This is a genomic window from candidate division KSB1 bacterium (assembly GCA_034505495.1).
Lineage (GTDB): Bacteria > Zhuqueibacterota > Zhuqueibacteria > Residuimicrobiales > Krinioviventaceae > Fontimicrobium_A.
Map to the genome: position 1 here is coordinate 68044 of JAPDQV010000007.1, position 18665 is coordinate 86708.

The window sequence follows — 18665 nt, forward strand, 5'->3', positions numbered from 1 at the left end:
TAAATTCTTTCCGTTGCCATTTTCGACTTGTGAAAAAGCGATAGAATCCGTTAATTCTCATGTAAATGGAAAACATGACGAACAAAGGTCTGGTGCACGGCGCTGCAGCCTATTTTCTCTGGGGCATTTTTCCGATTTATTGGAAGCTTCTAAAAGCGGCCCATCCATTGGAAATACTCTGCCATCGCATCCTCTGGTCGTTGCTGTTTGTCGCCGTCATCCTGTTGATGCTTAGCCGCCGTGAGTGGCTGACGGTGGCGAAGCAACGTCGTACGCTGCTTCTCTTTGCAGGGTCTTCTCTGCTTTTGGCAATAAATTGGCTGACGTTTATCTATGCCGTCAACAGCGGCTTTATTGTCGAGGCCAGCTTGGGCTACTTTATCAATCCGCTGTTCAATGTGCTTTTGGGGTTCATTTTTCTTCGAGAGCGGCTGCGGCCCGCGCAGACCTCAGCCGTCGGACTTGCCGGCCTCGGTGTGCTTTGGCTGACGATGCGTTACGGGGCTTTCCCTTGGCTGGCGATCACCCTGGCCGTCACGTTCGGCCTCTACGGGTTGTTGCGCAAAATCGCCCCTCTCGGCTCCCTCGAAGGTCTTTGCCTGGAAACGCTCATCCTTGCCGTCCCGGCGCTCATCGGCATTGCCGTTCTTCAGCGCAGCGGCCATGCTCTCTTTCTGCACCGTTTCAGCCCGACGCTGCTGCTCATGTTTGCCGGACCTGTGACTGCAGTGCCGTTGATTCTTTTTTCCTCTTCCGCCCGCCGCATTTCTTTGACTGCTTTGGGGTTGCTGCAGTACATTGCTCCGACATTGCAGTTTCTCGTCGGGGTGTGGATTTATCGCGAGCCTTTCAGTTTGCAGCGATTCATAGGTTTTGCCGTCATCTGGACGGCCCTGGCTTTGTATATGATCGAAAGCTATCGGCATGCCCGCGCTCTCACCCTATCGCCCGCTCCTATAGAATGAAATCAAGCGACTTTTCTTTACAAAATAAAAAGATTAATCGGTTGATTTTGAGGCCTGGTTGTAATATGTTCATTTAAATAACGACAGGGTGAAAAAGATGAAAAAGAGTCTCACGATATTGATTCTTTCAGGTATTTTGCAGGCAGGGGAATGGACGACGTTTACGACTGCCAACAGCGGATTGGCCGGCAACGAGGTTCGCTGCGTGGCCATTGATTCCAAAGGCGTCAAATGGTTCGGCACGGATAAAGGTCTTTCGGCGTTCGACGGCAGCCGATGGATTACCATCCGTTACGAAGCGGGCGCCAAGCAGACATTGGCCGATAATGCGGTCAACGACTTGGCCGTCGAACAAATGGCCGGCGGTTTCGACGAGTTGTGGATCGCCACGGATAACGGCGTCTCCGTGTTCGGTATCGAGTCGCTCGACGCCATAACCAAAGCGACCCCTTATCGAAAAGACAATACCGGCCTCATCGACAACAAAGTGACGGCCGTGGCCGTCGATCCTCTGCGGCGCGAGCGATGGTTCGGCACGCCCTTTGGTGTTTCGCGCTTTAACGGCGTTTCATGGCGCAGCTTTTCGACGGCAACCGTGCCGATCCTCGCCTGGGACGACGTCACCTCCATCGGTATCGATCCTCCCGGCGGCTGGAAATACATCGGCACCAAAAACGGCCGCCGCGAAATGAACGGCGTGGCGCGCCTTCTCACCAGCCCCAATGATGTGGATGCGATCACCTCACCGTCGCCCTACAGCAAAGAGTGGAGCGGTCTGTATTCAACGGACGTCTATGCGGTGTTTGTCGACGTTGACGGTACGCAATGGTACGGCACCGACGTCGGCTTTGCCTACCACGACACCACGGAAACCAAGGCGGGCTGGGATAATTTTACCGTCGATGAAGGCCTGATTCATAATCAGGTGCGGGCGATTACGAAAGAAAAGGGGCAGGTCGTTTGGGTTGGTACGCTCGGCGGGTTGTCGCGGTTCGAATACCAGTTCGGTGAATACGACATCGAAGTGTGGAAATTTACCAATTACACAACCGCCGACGGACTGGCGGACAATCGAGTCTATGACATCGCCATCGATGCTGACGGTTCTCTGTGGATTGCCACGGCCTCCGGTGTGTCGCACTTTACCGGCGCGTCCGCCGTCTCCCAGCCTCAGCCGCAGCGTCCCGCGGCTTTTGGACTCGTCAAAAACTATCCGAATCCTTTTAATCCGGAGACTACCATCGAGTATGCGCTGCCTGCCTCGGGGCGCGTCGAGTTGGCGATCTATGGTGCGGACGGCCGGTTCATTACCGGGCTTGTCAGCATGCGGCAGGCTTCCGGTATCCATCGCGTCACTTGGAACGGCAGAAGCGAGTCCGGCGACGCAGTATCCAGCGGCGTGTATTATGCGCGGCTCTCGTTCGACGGGGAACCGGCATTCGTCGATGTCCTCAAACTGGTTTTGGTGAAATAGCCGCTCTACTCATCAAAAAGCGACACGACATTGCCGCCGGTTCGACGATTTTCCTGCTTGGATTTCGAAGGCTTTGGGCTTTCCGGATAGGGCGGTTTTTGCAGTTGCATCGGAATTTGGTTCATGGTGAACGGCTGCCCGCGCAGCTGATCTTTATCGAGAATCCAGGTCATGCGCTGCATCGGCAACGTAAGGGTGACGAACGTCAAATGATACCACCCTTTTTTGATGTCCGGATCGATCCGTTCGATCTGAGCAAAAAAGGCCGGCTTTTCTTCAATGTGGACGAGAATCACCTCACCGGGTTGAAACATCTTGGCGTAAAGCATACTCTACCGATCCGTTTTGATCGACCGACAAAGTATAACCAAATTCACGGAAATAACCAAATTCTGCGTGAAAAAAGGCTTGCTTATCATGCAGCGGATTGATAAAATGATGCTGCTTTTTCAAAAGCAACCTCAACGGAACTCGCTATGTGCAAAGTAAAGGCAATTTTGATCAACGAAGTCGGTTTGGCTCGCACACTGACGCGCCTGGCGCATGAGATTGTGGAGCGGAATGCGGGGGCAAAGAACCTGGCGATCATCGGTGTGCGTACGCGCGGCGCTACTTTGGCGGAAAGATTGGTCAAGAGGATCGAGGAGATCGAAGGGGTGCGCGTGCCGCTCGGGGCTTTGGATATTACTCTTTACCGCGACGACTTTCGGCGGCGCCTCAAACAGCCTCTGGTGCAGGCGACCGATATTCCCTTCGCTCTCGATGAAATGAATATCGTGCTGGTGGACGACGTACTCTACACCGGCCGCACTTCGCGCGCCGCGTTGGACGCCCTGATGGATCTCGGCAGACCCGCCAGCGTTCAGCTGGCCGTATTGATCGATCGAGGCCATCGAGAGCTGCCCATTCAGCCCGACTATGTCGGTAAAAGAGTGACCACCTCCATCGGCGAAGAAGTCCGCGTGCGTTTGAAAGAAAAAGACGGCGAAGACGCCGTGCTGTTGGTGGAAGCGCCGGAGGAACAATAACCATGGGTTTGTCGAGTCGACATTTGCTCGGCTTGGAAGGGGTTCCGGCTAAAGACATCACGCTTATTTTGGATACGGCCGAAAACCTGAAAAGCATTCTGGATCGGCCTATACCCAAAGTGCCGACGCTAAGGGGTATTACGGTTGTTAATCTCTTTTTCGAAAACTCGACGCGCACCCGTATTTCTTTCGAATTGGCTGAAAAGCGGCTTTCAGCCGATACCATTAATTTTTCCGCCGCCGGCAGCTCGGTGAAAAAGGGCGAGACGCTCAAGGATACGGTGCGCAACATCGAGGCGATGAAAATCGACATGATCGTTGTGCGTCATTCAGCCGCCGGGGTTCCCTATTTTCTCACCCAGTGCACCGACGCGGTCATCATCAATGCCGGCGACGGCAGGCACGAGCATCCGACGCAGGCTCTGCTCGACATGATGACGCTGCGCGAAAAGTGGGGGACGCTGAAAGGCAAAAAGGTGGCGATCATCGGCGACATTCGACACAGCCGAGTCGCGGGCTCGAACATTCGCGGACTAAAAACCATGGGCGCCGAGGTGATGGTCTGTGGTCCCCGAACTTTGATCCCTCCGGGCATTAAAGAGTTCGGCGTTGAGGTCACCTATCGGCTGGATGAAGCCATCGAGTGGGCGGACGCCTTGAACGTTTTACGTATTCAGCTTGAGCGTCAGGAAAAGGGGCTTTTCCCTTCCATACGTGAATATCACAATGAATACGGCATTACACGCGAGCGCATCGCCCGTGCCAAAAAGGAGCTGATCATCATGCATCCCGGCCCGATCAACCGCGGAGTGGAGCTCGATGCCGATGTGGCCGATTCCGAGGCCTCGATCATTCTCGATCAGGTTACCAACGGTGTGGCAGTGCGTATGGCCGTACTCGTACTGCTCAGCGGATTTGATAATTCACAGGAGTCGTTAAGGTGAGTGATAACTTGCTTCGAGCCGACCTGATTCTGCTGCACGGCGGCGAGGTGTTCGATCCGAATGGCGGTGAGCCGATGCGGGCCGACATGGTCATCCGCAACGGCAAAATCGACCAGATCGGCTCGGTCGACCCGCAAAGCTTTAACGGAAAGGTTTACGAAATTTCCGGTTGCTGGATTACGCCGGGTTTATTCGATATGCATGTGCATCTGCGGGAGCCGGGCCGCGAAGATGAAGAGACCATCGAAAGCGGATGTTCCGCTGCAGCGGCCGGCGGCTTTACCGGCATTGCCTGCATGCCGAACACGTCGCCTCCCTGCGATTCGCAGGAGGTCGTCCGATTCATCAAGAAAAAGGCGCAGGATCAGCCGACCGAAGTCTATCCGATTGCCGCATTGACCAAAGGCCGGCAGGGTAAAGAGATCACCGAAATGGCCGATCTCGTCCGCGCCGGCGCTGTGGCTTTTTCGGATGACGGCAGCCCGGTGGCAGACACTTCTGTGATGCGCAACGCCATGGATTATGCCTTTATGTTCGACGTGCCCATCATCGATCATTGCGAGGACCCCTTCTTGGCTCAGGGCGGCCATATGAACGAGGGGCTGATTTCTACACGTCTGGGGCTGCCGGGCATTCCGAACGCCGCCGAAGCCGTGCAGATTGCCCGCGATATCCTGCTTTGCCGACTAACCGGGGCCAAAGTCCACATTGCCCACCTCTCGACCCAAGAAGGCGTCGAACTGGTGCGTCGCGCCAAAGAAGCCGGACTGCCGGTCACGGCCGAAGTGACGCCGCATCACCTGTTTTTCACGGATGCGGATTTGGCGACCTTTGACACCAATCTCAAGATGAATCCGCCGCTGCGCACGTCGGAAGATGTGGCGGCGCTTGAGCAGGGTCTGCGTGAAGGCGTGATCGATGCCTTTGCTTCGGATCATGCGCCGCATTCGCTCGAGGAAAAAGATGTCGAATTTGATGCCGCGCCGTTCGGCATCATCGGCTTGGAAACGATGTTGGGCGTTGTGTTCAAACAGATCGTCGGTCGCGGTGTTTTAACGGCCGCACAGGCGCTGCAAAAAATGATCATCTCGCCGAGAAAGATCCTCGGCCTGCCGATTCCGAAACTAAGCGAGGGTCAACCTGCCGAGCTGACGATTTTTCACCCGACGGCGCTGTGGACCTTTGACAAAACTCTTTCCCGTTCCAGATCGCGCAACACGCCTTATCACGGCATGGAATTCCCGGCAAAGGTGTGGGGGATCATCAACAAGGGAATGGTTTGGACAGCATAACGACTCTAGGACTGTTCCGTTAATTAACCTCCTTGACGAAACCGACGAAGGGAAAAAGTTTCTGCTTTTGTGTTTAACAATTGGGGATTGTTGCGGTTTTTCGGCCAAAATAGAGCTGCAGGCAAGAGAAATTTCTTGATTTTTTGCTTCATTTTCAATACATTGCATGCCTTTTTGAATTAAACCATAATAAGGAGACAGCCTTTGAAAACGTACTCGCCCAAACCGCAGGATGTGCAGCGCAAGTGGTGGGTAGTCGATGCGGAAGGACAGGTCTTGGGACGTTTGGCAAGCAAAATTGCCCACATATTGCGCGGCAAACATAAACCCATTTGGGCGCCGCATGCCGACGTCGGCGATTATGTCATTGTGATCAACGCCGACAAGGTCAAATTGACCGGTCGCAAAGCGCAGAAAAAGGTCTACGTGCATTATTCGGGCTATCCGGGCGGATTGAAAATGAATCCCATCCGCCGAGTAATGAGCCGAAAACCGGAGTTCGTATTGCGCGAAGCGGTGCGGGGCATGTTGCCGGGCAATCGTTTGGGACGCCGAATTTTGAAACACGTCAAGATCTATGCTTCGCCGACCCATCCCCATGAAGCGCAGCAACCCGAAAAATTGGTCCTTTAGCTGAGAGGGAATTAAGGAGCAAAAATGAAAGGAAACTACATTTACGCTACCGGACGACGGAAGGAAGCCGTAGCCCGCGTCTATTTAAAGCCGGGAACCGGCAAGTTTACCGTCAACGGTCGCGAGTTGTCCGAGTATGTCAAGCGCAGCACGCTCAAAATGATCGTTGAGCAGCCGCTGGTTTCGACCGAAATGCTCGGCAAAGTCGACATCAAGGCCTACGCCAAGGGCGGCGGACTGACCGGTCAGGCTGGTGCGCTGCTGTTAGGGATCGCTCGGGCTCTGGTCAAGAGCAACGAAGAATTCAGGCCGATCCTTCGCCGCAAGGGTTTCTTGACGCGCGATCCGCGCATGGTCGAGCGCAAAAAGTACGGACGCGCCGGCGCGCGCAAACGCTTTCAATTCTCCAAACGTTAATACGGAAATACCATTACACACATTCTCCTCTGCACAAGGGGTGCCTTTTCAAAGGACGTATCTTTCGAGGAGAATGGCGGCTTAACCCCAAAGTGAGGAATTTATGGCGGAAATTACCATTCAAGATCTGTTGCTTGCCGGGTGCCATTTCGGCCATTTGACGCGACGGTGGAATCCCAAGATGAAGCCGTACATTTTCATGGAACGAAACGGCATCCACATCATTGACCTGAAAAAGACCCTCGTTCACTTGAAAAAAGCCTGCGAAGCCATGACGCAGATCGTCAGCGACGGCGGTGACGTGCTGTTCGTCGGCACAAAAAAGCAGGCGCGCGACATCATCAAGGTCGAAGCGGAGCGCTGCGGCATGCCCTATGTCTGCGAGCGTTGGCTCGGCGGTACCCTGACCAACTTTGTGACCATCCGTCGCAGCGTCAAGCGATTGAAAAACTTGGAAAAAAAGGCCATCGACGGCACTTATGACAAGTTGACGAAAAAGGAAATTCTTACGATCGAGCGGGAAAAGGAAAAGCTCAACAAGGTTTTGGGCGGCATTCGCGAGATGAACCGCCTGCCGAGCGCAATTTACATTGTCGATGCGAAAAAAGAGGCCATCGCCGTGCGCGAAGCGGCGCGGCTGGGCATCACGATTTTCGGCCTCATTGATACTAATTCGGATCCCGATTTGATCGATTACGTTATACCTTGCAATGACGATGCCTTTAAGGCGATCAATCTGATTACCCATGCTCTTGCCGATGCGGTGATTGCCGGAACGGCTGGACGCGCCTCGCGACCGGTCGTAGAAGAAGAGCCCGAAGAACAACCGGAATTGGCGCTGCGGTTTGACGAAGAAGAATAAGTATCGATCTGGAAAATTCCCGAGAGGAGAAACAAGATTATGGCTGTAACGGCAGCTGACGTACAAAAACTGCGCGAAATGACCGGCGCCGGTATGATGGACTGCAAAAAAGCGCTGACCGAAAGCGGCGGCGATTTCGATAAAGCGGTCGACTATTTGCGCACCAAAGGCCTGCAAACCGTCGACAAAAAAGCGGGTCGAGCAACTGATCAGGGCATTATTCAAGCCTACATTCATCCCGGCAGCCGCCTGGGCGTGCTGGTGGAGATCAATTGCGAGACCGATTTTGTCGCTCGAACGCCGGATTTTCAGAATTTTGCCAAAGATGTTGCCATGCAGATTGCCGCCTCCAAACCGATTGCGGTGCGCCGTGAGGATGTGCCCCAGCATATTGTGGAGCACGAGCTGGAGATCTATCGTGCACAGGCGCGCGAGCAGGGCAAGCCGGAGAACGTCATCGAGCGCATGATCGGCGGCAAGCTCGAAAAGTTTTATCAGGAAAACTGCCTTTTGGAACAGGCATTCGTCAAGAACCCTGATATGACGATTCGAGATTACCTCAACCAAACCATCAGTAAACTCGGCGAAAATATCGTAATTAAACGTTTCGTCCGCTATCAGCTGGGCGAATAATTAAAGACGGAAAAGAGCGAAGGGCATTACACTTCGCTTTTTTTGTATACGCCGAAATATAAGCGAAAGCAGATAAATGGAAGAAAAAAAGCCGATCTTTCGGCGCATTTTGCTCAAGCTCAGCGGTGAAGTGTTGATGGGGGAGGAGCGGAAACTCGCGATCGACCCCGCCACCGTAAACGAGATTTGCGAGGAGATCAGCCAGGTTGCCCATTTAGGCGTGCAGATTGCTATTGTCATCGGCGGCGGAAATATTTTCCGCGGCCTCTCCGCCAGCGCGCGGGGGATGGATCGCGTGACGGCCGACTATATGGGCATGCTGGGAACGGTGATCAACTCGCTGGCGCTGCAGGACTTTCTCGAACGGTACGACCTGCAGACGCGCGTCATGACTGCCATCAAAATGGAGGAGCTCGCCGAGCCTTTTATTCGTCGGCGCGCGGTCAGGCATCTGGAAAACGGGAGGGTGGTCATTTTCGGAGCGGGCACCGGCAATCCCTATTTTACCACCGACACGGCGGCAACTCTGCGCGCCGTGGAAGTGCAGGCCGACGCCATTCTCAAGGCGACCAAAGTGGACGGCGTCTATGACAGCGATCCGGTACAAAATCCGAGTGCGGTAAAATTTGACCGGTTGACCTATTATGAAGTTTTTCGCCGTCAGCTTAAGGTGATGGACACTACCGCGGTAACGCTCTGTATGGAAAACAAACTGCCGATTGTCGTTTTTAAACTGCGTGAAAAAGGCAACTTGAAAAAGGTCGTTTTGGGTGAGAACATTGGCACGTTTATAGGTGGTGAGTAAAATGATCGACAGTACCAAAAAAGACGCCAAAGAACGGATGGAAAAAGCGCTCGAGACGGTGCGCAGCGATTTTGCCAAACTGCGGACCGGAAAGGCGACACCGGCTTTGTTGGACGGTATCCGCATCGACTATTACGGCACCCCTACGCCGTTGAAGCAGGTCGCCAATATCAGCGCACCGGAGCCGCGGCTTCTTGTGGTCCAGCCGTGGGAACGCAATATGCTGGCCGAGATCGAGCGGGCGATCATCAAATCGGATTTGGGGTTCAATCCGACCAATGACGGAATCGTCATCCGCATTCCCATCCCTCAGCTTAGTGAGGAACGGCGAAAAGAGTTGGTCAAGATCGCCAAAAAGAATGCCGAAGAGGGCAGGGTCGCCGTACGCAATATTCGACGCGACGTCAACGAGCGCCTGAAAAAGGCCGAAAAAGCGGGTGAAATCAGCGAGGACGAATCCCGCAACGCTCAGGAAGACATCCAAAAGCTGACCGACGAATATATCAAAAAAATCGACGACCTTTTGGCGTCCAAAGAAAAAGAGATCATGGGGCAGTAAGAAAGGCCCTCGTGATTTAAATGATCCTTGCGTCGGAGGCGGTCCAGAGCGGTAGAGCAGACCGCCTCATTAAAGCGGCCCGGATTCGGATGTCTTTGCCTCCTTTAATCGATCGGAGCCGTCAGTGAACTGCGCGGTTTACGATGCCTTTGCCCCGTTTTATGACCTGGAATACGGTCACAAGGATAACGATCTTGCCTTTTACCTCGACGCCGCTGCGCGATACGGCGATCCGGTCTTGGAAATCGGGGTCGGCACCGGGCGCGTCGCTATAGCGCTGGCAAAAGCCGGATACCGCGTCACCGGAATCGACAACTCGCCCGAGATGTTGGCCCGCGCGCAACAAAAAGCTGCCGAACTTCCTCAGGAAGCGGCTTCCAGGTTGACTCTGGTTTCCGCGGATATGCGCAATTTCGCCCTTGAACAAACCTTCCCTTTGGCCATTATTCCTTTTCGTGCTTTCCTCCATAACTTGACCGTCAAAGACCAGCTCGCCACGCTGCGGGCGATTCGCCGGCAGCTGAAGCCGAAAGGCGTTCTGGCCATGGACCTGTTCGTTCCTCTTTACTCGGTTATCTCCGGCCGGAATTGGCGGGAACGGATCGAGCCCGAAGAATTGGCCGATCCTGCGCAAAACTTGACGATCGATATCAAAGTTCGGCATCGGCCGGAAAAACAACTGCTCATCATTCGTAACCGCTATCATTCCAAGATTACAGGTGAAACCAAAACGGCGGTGATGCAGTATCGATATGTGTTCCGCTTTGAAATGGCAAGTCTGCTGCGTGAGTGCGGATACAGACAAATTCGCGTATTCGGCGAATTTGACGGAAGGCCGTACAACTATTCCAGCGGCATTATGATTTTTGTTGCCGTCAAGGGCTGATTTTTCCGGAAAACCAACGATCGGGTAGGAGAATGGAGCTTGGAAAAATTCGTTTTATTCGCAATCCCAAATCGGGCATAGTCCGAACGCAAAACTTGATCCGCAAGACGATTGAATGGTCGTTTCGCGATTACGATTATGAGTTTATCGAGACGCGCTATCCCGGTCATGCGCACGAACTGGCCGCGGAAGCGGCAGCTTTGGGTTACCATGCGGTCGTCGCCATCGGCGGTGACGGTACGACGAACGAAATCGGCTCCGCACTTCTGCACAAGGATACGGCGTTGGGCGTCATTCCGTTGGGTTCCGGGAACGGGCTGGCGCGCGGCCTCAAAATTCCGCTGTCCCCTCTCAGAGCGATCAAGCTTTTAAAGACTGGGCGTATTGTGACGATCGATGCGGGACGAGTGGAAGACAATGTTTTCTTTATCGGCACCGGCATGGGATTCGACGCAGCCATCGGCAAGGCGTTTAACGAACGTCATGTGCGCGGCCTGCTGCCTTATTTCACGGTCGGCATTCGTGAGTATTTTTCCTACAAGCCCGAAGTCTATGTGCTCAAATTCGACGGCAAGCAGATTGCCGCTTCGGCGCTGTTCGTCACCGTTGCGAATCTGAAGGGTTGGGGAGGCGGTGCCATCATTTCCCCTAATGCTCAATACGACGACGGCCTGTTCGATGTATGCATTCTGCACAAGGCGCCTACCTGGTATATAGTGGTGAACTTGTACAAGCTTTTTACCGGCGGTGTCGTGAAACTGCGGCGCTATAGTCGATTTCAGACCTCTGCATTGGAAATCTTGCGCGAAAGACCAGGGCCCTATCATTTCGACGGCGAAGTTCGCGAGGGAGGCACCGAACTGCATGTCTCCATGATTCCTAAAGCGCTGAAAGTCATTGTGCCTGATGAAAAAAATGAAACAAATCGCCACCTCGAAAAGTCCATAAGGCGGTTGTTTACAGCGGAGTAAAAGGGATGTATCTTTTACGCAAGATTGGAGTTGCTCTTTTAGTGCTTCTCATTTCGACGGGTATTTTTTTCCTGCTGGTGAAAGAGAAAGATGTCAAACAGGACATCCTGAGGACTGCGCTCGAGCTGTTCGGAAACGATCTATTAGCCATGATTCCGGACGGGCCGCAGAAGCAGGCGGTACAGGCAAAGCTGTACGCTTTTATTGATCAAGCGCAGAAAAATCAAATCCCTGAAGAGCAAATTCGTCAGACCATTGCTGTCGGGCTGAATCTGCGGCTGAACGCCCGTCATCTTTCCGCTGAAGAGTTGGAAGAGTTGTTTGCTCTACCACCGGAGACAAGGGTTTCTCTCCCGCCGCCGCGCGAAGTCGATCGAGACAGGTTGGCTAAAGAAATCAATCGCCTTGTGGAAGTCAGTCGCGATTGGGAAAAATTCGCGTCGAGCAGTTCGCATGACAGCCTCCTCCGTCGCACACGGCCTTTTTTTGCAGCCGACAGCGGATTTAAGGTGATTTTGCCTGCCGAGGTGATGGAAATGAGAGCTCGCGGCGTTCCCCCGCCGCACTGGCAGGAACGGATTCGCCGCCTGCAGCGGGAAAAGATGGTCATTCTCTACGATTCGCGGCGCTTACCGCCCTTCCCAAGGCCTAATCATTATTCTCACGACGGTTTTGCTGAATTCCAACGAAAACTCGAACGGCTAAAGAGAGATGATTCAGCCGCCGTTGCCTTTTTTTCAAATCCGGATTCCGTAAAGTCGTTGATCCAAAAGCTGCAGTTGGAAAACCGTTCGGCAATCAACCCCTAAAGACGTGCAGCCAATACGACCGAACAGCGGGCGGTCAACATAGAACCGTTGCTGCGAGCTTCCAGCAAAATGACATAGATTCCCATTCGACAGACTCGACCTTCCTCATCACGTCCGTCCCAAAAGACCGTGCGTTCGGTGCCGCTCAGCTCGTAATTCAGGAGGCGCCGTACCAATCTTCCGCGAATATCGAAAATCTTTAAATTAACCTGAGCAATGGCGATCGGCAGGGAATAGGAGATTGCCGTCAGCTCGTCGATGCCGTCGCCGTCGGGAGAAAAAGGGTTTGGCGCGGCGGCGAGCCGGGCGTTCGGCGAAAGCTCCTGGACTGCGACGCTGTTGCGGCGGCCCATGGTGTGGCCGTCGGGGTCGACGCAGGTCGTCCAATTGCTGCGCTCGGCAGCAGAAACGTCGGGGTGAACTCGCTCCAAGCTGCGGCCGCGGGCCCCTCCCCATGCGGCTGAATAGATAACCTGTTCATGCAGCCGACCCGAAGGGTCGAATAGATGAAGCGTATCGGCTGTGTTGGATAAGGAGGGAAATCTACGAAGGACGACAAACGGTACACCGGCAGGAGGTGCGACGCTCGAGTCTTTGGCAATAATGCAATATATGCCGGCGGAAAGCACCAAGGTCTCTTTCGTGAGCTGTATTTTTTTCGTCGTATCGCCGTCGGCCAACGACCATCCTCTGAGATCGAGCGGCGTTTCACCGCGGTGATAAAGTTCGATCCACTCTCCCTTTCCGGCCTCCGGATTGTACATGATCTCATTAATGATAATTTGGTTGACCGCCGGGCTGACATAGAAAGTTACGCTGCAGGTGTCGTTTTTCGGGTTTTCGTCTTTTGGACCACCACATGCAAACCGGAAGGTGAGTAAACCCGATGATTCAGCGCGCCACAAGAACTCGATGGTCAGCGTATCTCCGGCGGCGAGATAAGCCGGCAAGCTCTGCTGCAGACAGATTCCTTCTTTTGACACCAAGACTGCATAAGCGCTGTCGATCGGCAGCAGGCCGCAATTGACGACCGCGAGGCAAAACGTCAATAGATCGCCCTCAATGGGCCGATTCGGCGTCACGCGTACAGGTTCGAGCGCGGCCAGGTCATAATCGCGCGGCGAGAGGCTGTTGCGCCGACCCGCGGTGTGGCCGAGAGAATCGAGGCAGCTGCCCCAATTCTTCGTCTCGGTCGACGGCCTTCGGCTGTCGACTCGCTCCAAGGAGACGCCCTTTGCTCCTCCCATTGCGGACACATAGGAGACGGCATCGATCGGCCGATTTCGACTGTCGCGTAAATAGAGATCGTCGCCTGAGTTGTTGAGTTCCGGAAGAGACATGAGGATGAGAACTGCCGTCGTGTCGAATTCGGAAGGCGTTCCACCCAGCACGGCATAAGACTCAGGTGCAAGAAGGAAATCATTTTGGGTAATGACGACCGCCTTTTTGCGGTCGGCGATCGTCCATCCGTTCAAATTCACGGCCGAACAACCGGCATTGTACAACTCGATCCACTCCTCGGATCGTTCATCGGTAAGGTACATGATCTCGTTAATAACCACCTGCGGCGCCGCAGAGGACTCGACGTGAATGATGACCTCGACTCGGTTATTGGCGAAATTCTCATCCCCTGCCGCCGTCGCTTCGATCGTAAGCGTATGATCTCCTTCATAAAGCGGCGCGAGATGGACATGGACATGCATCGAGTCGCCGGTCGATAAACGGAGGGGCAGGCTTTTTGACCAGAGAATGGAGAGGTACGCTTGGCGATTTCTTATCTGCAGCGAGCATGAATCGATCGGCATTCTGCCTCTATTCGTCAGCATGATATCCAGGGACAGCGAATCCTCCGGCGTAGGAAATTGAGGAGAAATCGTTACCTTTTGCACTTCGAGATCAAAGGTAAGCTTGGAGACAGAGTTGGGTGCCCCCGGCGTTCCGCCTTTTTTGCGGGAATTCTGCCAATTTTCCGGTGTATTGCTGCCGATGAGGTCGATTTTTTCTTCCGAGTAGCCGTCGGGGTTGTCGGGTGTGTACTCATAGGCGGACTCTTCACCGTTCGGACTTTGCAGGCTGACGCGCTCCCCCTTTGTGTTGTTCAATCCATAGGCGCCGAACTGGGATGCGTCGATGGTCAACAGTAGGGCATCGCCTGGAATGAGTGCGTCGTAAGCTCTGCTGTCAGTGAAATATTTCGGCGCTAACAGCAGGGCAAACTTTTTCGGTTGCAGGATCGTTCCGCTCTGATGGGCAAGAATGCGATTGGCTTTGCTGCCGTCGCTGATCGACCAGCCGCTGAGGTCGACTGCTTGATCCCCACAGTTGTAAAGCTCGATAAACTCGTCGGTTCTCTCGTTGCCTTCAGGATTGAACATGATCTCCGAGAGAACGACCTGTCCGTACAAAAGAGCCGGCAAAAGAAGCACAAAAAGAGCCGTCTTTTTCATTTTCCCCCCATATGTGATTAAAAAGTGATACTAAGCGGTTTGCGTCTCAGTTGCTTGGCGGAGCAAATCCTGAACGGTAAGCGATGAGAAGCTCTTATCGATCAGGTTCTCAAACTTTTTCTGAATAGCGGCGACGGTTTGATGGTAAAGCGTCTGCTCTTCAGCTGACATCTCTTCCCCTTGCGCCCGTAGTCCCTTGAGCAGATCGTTAATGCGAATGTGCTGCGGACAGCGGGCGAGCGTATAGCGTGAATTTAACGACGGCGATGGAATTTCGTAGATAAGCCGCAATTTGAGAAGCGTATCAAGAATTTTTATCGCCAGGCGTTCCGGAATGTGAAAACGCGTGCAGATATCGTTGCGGTCGGCCGCTTCTTCGCCGCGATAGAGGCGCTCGGCGATATAGAGCAGAACCTGCAGCGCGAGCCGCTCTCTGAGCGCATAACAATATTTAATTTTTTTGATTTCCGAATGGACGCGAGCCTCGTTTTGATGCACATAAGAGATTTCGGCGCCGAGCAATACGACAATCCAACCGATATAGAGCCAGGCGAGAAAGAGCATGAATCCTGCCAATCCGGTAAAAAGTGCCGCACGAATGCCGGTATAATAGGCCTGGATGAGGAAACGGGTAAAGTAAAAGTTGGAGGCCTGCCAAAGGACGGCGGCGTAAAAGGCGCCTATGACGGCCGATTTGAAATGGACTGCGGTGTTTGGAATAAACAGGTAAAGAAAGGAAAAGATCAGCCAGACGACAAAGAACGGCGTTGCTTTGTTCAAAAGCCATTCAAGACCGGGAAAGTGGCGAATCAGCGACAGAATCGGAATCGTTTGAATGGCGGCATTGAAAGCGGGGAGACCGATCAACAGAACGGGAATGAAAAAAAGAGCAACCAAATAGTCGGCAAATTTACGAAACAGCGGCCGGTCATGAGTGATCCGCCAAATATCGTTAAAGGCCCGCTCGATATTGGTCACGATTGAAAGAAAGGAGAAGAGCAGGAAGGTCATGCCTGCCGTACCGAAGGCGCTAAGATTGGTTTTGTCCAACTCGGTGATCATTTGGCGAATCATTTCCTGCGATCTTGCACCGAAAGGTTCAGCCCATTTGAGCAGCGCCGGTTCCAGTCGAAGGTGAAAGCCGAAACCTTTAAAGAGCGAAAAGGCGACGGCGATCAGCGGGGCAATGCCCAATAGGGTGGAATAGACAAGCGCCGAAGCTCGAATTGGAGATCGATCGTGCAGAAAAGAGTGAAAAACCAGATAAATTAGTTTGATTTCTTCATAGACGGCCGCCCGCAGCCTGGAGATGTGGCTGAAATCCTTTTGCCAAAGATCATATTGGATGAACTTGGCGAATGAATTGAACAGATTTTGTGTCTTTTGAACAGGATCGAACAAGGCCGGGCCTTCCATATTTTAAAACCATGTAAAGATAGAAACAAATATGTAAAAGAGAATAAAAATATTTTTCAGTTCGCTTGCCGGATTTGGACATTCTTGGACAATAGTTCCCATTAGAGAAAAAATTTGTATTTTTCTACTATTCTTAGTAAGTTTATTCCAAATCAGCCGTGTGATGCAATGGACCTAAAGATCAAAGACATCGTCAAGCTTTTAAACGTTTCAGAAAAAACGGTCTATCGATGGATACAGGAAAAGAAAATTCCCTGCTATCGTATTAACCATCAATATCGTTTCAGCCGTTCTGAAATCAATGAATGGATTTTAAGTAAAAAAATTGAACTTTCGCCCCGTCTTTATGAACTGGCTATAGCCGGTCGTAAAACGAGATTTACCGATTTATTGCTGAAAGGCGATATCTATTATAACATACCAGGCAATAACCCGCACGATGTTTTGTACTATGCGGTTTCACAAATTAATACGCCCGAAGGTCTTTCCAAAGAAGAAATCGCCAATGCGGTCGTGAATCGAGAAAGAATGATGACCACCGCCATCGGCCGCGGAATTGCCATCCCGCATCCTCGTCATCCGATTCTTTCGAATGAAGATGACGACCGGGTTGCGATCTGTTTTTTGCAAAAGCCTATCGATTTCGGCGCCTTGGACGGCCGGCCGGTACATACGCTTTTTATTGTGCTTGTCACTTTGCCCAAGCGCCATTTGGAGATCCTATCCAAGATATCCTATTTATGCAGCATGGATGAGTTTGTGAGACTCTTGGAAAATCGTGCGTCGAAAAATGAAATCATCTCTTTTGTTCAGCGACGCGAAGAGGAATGGCTTAACAAGATCCCGACGGCGATATGACCACCTTCATCATCGGTGCAGTTCTCAATTTTATTTCCGGTTTTTGGACCTACCTCCTGCCTAAACGACTTAAAGGCATTGCAGGCTTTATTTTTCTGCTCGGCGGATCATTGCTTGTTTTATTTTCTTCAGTTCATGTCCTTTTGAACGGTTCTGAGCTTTCCGCTGGTTATCAGTGGTCCGAATTGATCGGTCCCGTCTTTTTTCGCATCGACTCGGTTGCAGCGCTTTTCCTTGTACTCATTACCCTGGGGGGACTGGCCGCGTCGTTTTATTCCATATCATATATGGAAATGTATCAAAATGAAGAGCGGGCCTCCCTTTCAGGTTATTATGCATTGCTGGGGATATTGATCTCGGCTATGCAGGCTGTCGTTGTCGTTCAAAACGGCCTGGTTTTTCTCGTAGTTTGGGAAATTATGTCCCTGGCTTCATTTTTCCTGGTGAATTTCGAGCACTGGAACTCTCAAGTACGATCGGCGGCTGTCTATTATTTGGTTGCCATGCAGGTCGGCGCTGCTCTGTTGCTGACGGCATTTGCCTGGTCCTATGCCCTTACCGGGAGTTGGGATTTTGCCGGCTTTAAGACCATCTCAGATTCGCGTGCCCAGGTGCTCTTCCTGCTTTTTTTCATCGGTTTCGCATTTAAAGCAGGTTTTGTACCGTTTCATACTTGGCTCCCCTCCGCGCATCCTGCGGCGCCGAGCGGCGTCTCTGCGCTGATGTCCGGCGTGATGATCAAGACAGGTATATACGGGATCCTTCGGACCTATTTGATTTTCGGCGTTCCGTCAAAGAGTACCGCTTTCTTTGTTATCCTCATCAGTCTTATCTCCGGACTGTACGGCGTTCTTCATGCCACCGCACAGCACGATCTTAAAAAGCTGCTTGCTTTCCATAGTATCGAAAACATCGGCATTATCGGCTTGGGCATAGGATTCGGCATGCTTGGTCAAGCAACCGGACTGCAGACGGCTGCCGCAGCCTGTTTTCTCGGCGCTTTGCTGCATACTTTTAATCACTTTACCTTTAAAAGCCTGCTGTTTTTCGCTGCCGGGTCGGTTTATACAAAAACTCATACCCGCAATATTGAACAAATGGGCGGGCTGATCCACAGGATGCCCTTGACCGGCATCCTGTTTTTGATCGGTGCCCTTGCCATCAGCGGATTACCGCTTTTCAGCGGCTTTATCAGCGAATTTTCCATCTATTTCGGCATGATCAATCATTTTTCAAATGCGGCGGTTGCGCAGATCGTCCTGAGCATTGCCGGAATAGCCGGTCTTGCGCTCATCGGCGCCATAGCGGCTCTGTGTTTCAGCAAAGCATTCGGCATAACGTTCCTCGGCATCAGCCGCAATCCTGCTCATGAACCTGTTGATGAAGCGGTGGGCTCTATGAAAATTCCCATGCTGTTTTTGGCTGCAATCATCGTTTTTATCGGACTCGCCGCTCCGCTCGCCCTGCCGGTCTTTAAATACCCTCTCGGGCAAATGACGCCTCTGTCAACGGACGTATGGCAGAATTTGCTCGAGACCTTCGGGATATTGAGCCGAGGTCTTTTGTTGTTCGCCCTTTTCATTCTGATAATTGCTGCATTGCGCAGCCTGCTGTTAAAAGGCAAAATCGCGCGATACAAAACATGGGACTGCGGTTGGCAGGGCAC

Annotated in this window: 20 protein-coding genes; 16 read left to right on the top strand and 4 right to left on the bottom strand. The window is 52.6% G+C overall.

The features are described from left to right. The first annotated feature begins 65 nt into the window (after positions 1 to 65). Complete coding sequence (gene rarD, locus ONB24_04790) at positions 66 to 965, top strand: EamA family transporter RarD (protein MDZ7315421.1); 900 nt, start codon at positions 66 to 68, stop codon at positions 963 to 965. A 97-nt stretch (positions 966 to 1062) separates the two neighbouring features. After that, the gene (locus ONB24_04795; GenBank protein ID MDZ7315422.1) at positions 1063 to 2439 is read left to right on the top strand and encodes a hypothetical protein; all 1377 of its coding nucleotides are present in this window, start codon (positions 1063 to 1065) and stop codon (positions 2437 to 2439) included. A gap of 5 nt (positions 2440 to 2444) precedes the next feature. Here ONB24_04795 and ONB24_04800 read toward each other — a convergent pair whose 3' ends face one another. Continuing rightward, entirely contained in the window at positions 2445 to 2768 is a 324-nt protein-coding gene (locus ONB24_04800; protein ID MDZ7315423.1) for a hypothetical protein, read from the bottom strand. Beyond that, entirely contained in the window at positions 2737 to 2892 is a 156-nt protein-coding gene (locus tag ONB24_04805) for a hypothetical protein (GenBank protein ID MDZ7315424.1), read from the bottom strand. Before ONB24_04805 ends, ONB24_04800 begins: the two co-directional genes overlap by 32 nt. Positions 2893 to 2915: 23 nt before the next feature. Between ONB24_04805 and pyrR the strand changes: the two genes are divergently transcribed. The 12 genes from pyrR (at position 2916) to ONB24_04865 (ending at position 12278) form a co-directional block, all read left to right on the top strand. Continuing rightward, complete coding sequence (gene pyrR / locus ONB24_04810) at positions 2916 to 3467, top strand: bifunctional pyr operon transcriptional regulator/uracil phosphoribosyltransferase PyrR (GenBank protein MDZ7315425.1); 552 nt, start codon at positions 2916 to 2918, stop codon at positions 3465 to 3467. A gap of 2 nt (positions 3468 to 3469) precedes the next feature. Continuing rightward, the gene (locus tag ONB24_04815) at positions 3470 to 4411 is read left to right on the top strand and encodes an aspartate carbamoyltransferase catalytic subunit (GenBank protein ID MDZ7315426.1); all 942 of its coding nucleotides are present in this window, start codon (positions 3470 to 3472) and stop codon (positions 4409 to 4411) included. Next, positions 4408 to 5703: a dihydroorotase gene (locus ONB24_04820; protein MDZ7315427.1), complete on the top strand. Its 1296-nt coding sequence runs from the start codon at positions 4408 to 4410 to the stop codon at positions 5701 to 5703. Before ONB24_04815 ends, ONB24_04820 begins: the two co-directional genes overlap by 4 nt. Positions 5704 to 5907: 204 nt before the next feature. Further along, a complete protein-coding gene (gene rplM, locus ONB24_04825; protein MDZ7315428.1) occupies positions 5908 to 6336 on the top strand; it encodes a 50S ribosomal protein L13 in 429 nt (142 codons plus the stop codon). Positions 6337 to 6360: 24 nt separating this feature from the next. Further along, on the top strand, positions 6361 to 6753 hold the full coding sequence (gene rpsI, locus ONB24_04830; GenBank protein MDZ7315429.1) for a 30S ribosomal protein S9: 393 nt from the start codon (positions 6361 to 6363) through the stop codon (positions 6751 to 6753). A gap of 103 nt (positions 6754 to 6856) precedes the next feature. Next, on the top strand, positions 6857 to 7615 hold the full coding sequence (rpsB, locus tag ONB24_04835) for a 30S ribosomal protein S2 (protein ID MDZ7315430.1): 759 nt from the start codon (positions 6857 to 6859) through the stop codon (positions 7613 to 7615). A gap of 39 nt (positions 7616 to 7654) precedes the next feature. After that, positions 7655 to 8248 (top strand): translation elongation factor Ts, encoded by a 594-nt coding sequence (gene tsf / locus ONB24_04840; protein MDZ7315431.1) that lies wholly within the window; start codon positions 7655 to 7657, stop codon positions 8246 to 8248. Between the two features lie 76 nt (positions 8249 to 8324). After that, entirely contained in the window at positions 8325 to 9053 is a 729-nt protein-coding gene (gene pyrH, locus ONB24_04845; GenBank protein MDZ7315432.1) for a UMP kinase, read from the top strand. A 1-nt stretch (position 9054) separates the two neighbouring features. Then, entirely contained in the window at positions 9055 to 9612 is a 558-nt protein-coding gene (gene frr / locus ONB24_04850; protein ID MDZ7315433.1) for a ribosome recycling factor, read from the top strand. Between the two features lie 124 nt (positions 9613 to 9736). After that, positions 9737 to 10498 carry a class I SAM-dependent methyltransferase gene (locus ONB24_04855; GenBank protein MDZ7315434.1) on the top strand — a complete coding sequence of 254 codons (762 nt, stop codon included), beginning with the start codon at positions 9737 to 9739 and terminating at the stop codon, positions 10496 to 10498. Positions 10499 to 10530: 32 nt separating this feature from the next. Then, entirely contained in the window at positions 10531 to 11469 is a 939-nt protein-coding gene (locus ONB24_04860; protein MDZ7315435.1) for a YegS/Rv2252/BmrU family lipid kinase, read from the top strand. Positions 11470 to 11474: 5 nt separating this feature from the next. Next, on the top strand, positions 11475 to 12278 hold the full coding sequence (locus tag ONB24_04865; GenBank protein MDZ7315436.1) for a hypothetical protein: 804 nt from the start codon (positions 11475 to 11477) through the stop codon (positions 12276 to 12278). Here the strand turns inward: ONB24_04865 and ONB24_04870 are convergent. Next, on the bottom strand, positions 12275 to 14725 hold the full coding sequence (locus ONB24_04870) for a lamin tail domain-containing protein (GenBank protein ID MDZ7315437.1): 2451 nt from the start codon (positions 14723 to 14725) through the stop codon (positions 12275 to 12277). The two genes, ONB24_04865 and ONB24_04870, sit on opposite strands and share 4 nt — an antisense overlap. Positions 14726 to 14755: 30 nt before the next feature. Continuing rightward, positions 14756 to 16126 (bottom strand): YihY/virulence factor BrkB family protein, encoded by a 1371-nt coding sequence (locus ONB24_04875; protein ID MDZ7315438.1) that lies wholly within the window; start codon positions 16124 to 16126, stop codon positions 14756 to 14758. A gap of 183 nt (positions 16127 to 16309) precedes the next feature. On the opposite strand from ONB24_04875, the gene ONB24_04880 reads away from it, so the two are divergent. Next, entirely contained in the window at positions 16310 to 16999 is a 690-nt protein-coding gene (locus tag ONB24_04880) for a PTS sugar transporter subunit IIA (GenBank protein MDZ7315439.1), read from the top strand. Next, positions 16996 to 18665, top strand: a 1670-nt coding sequence (locus ONB24_04885; protein MDZ7315440.1) for a proton-conducting transporter membrane subunit, incomplete at its 3' end; no start/stop codon positions are given. The genes ONB24_04880 and ONB24_04885, both read left to right, overlap by 4 nt.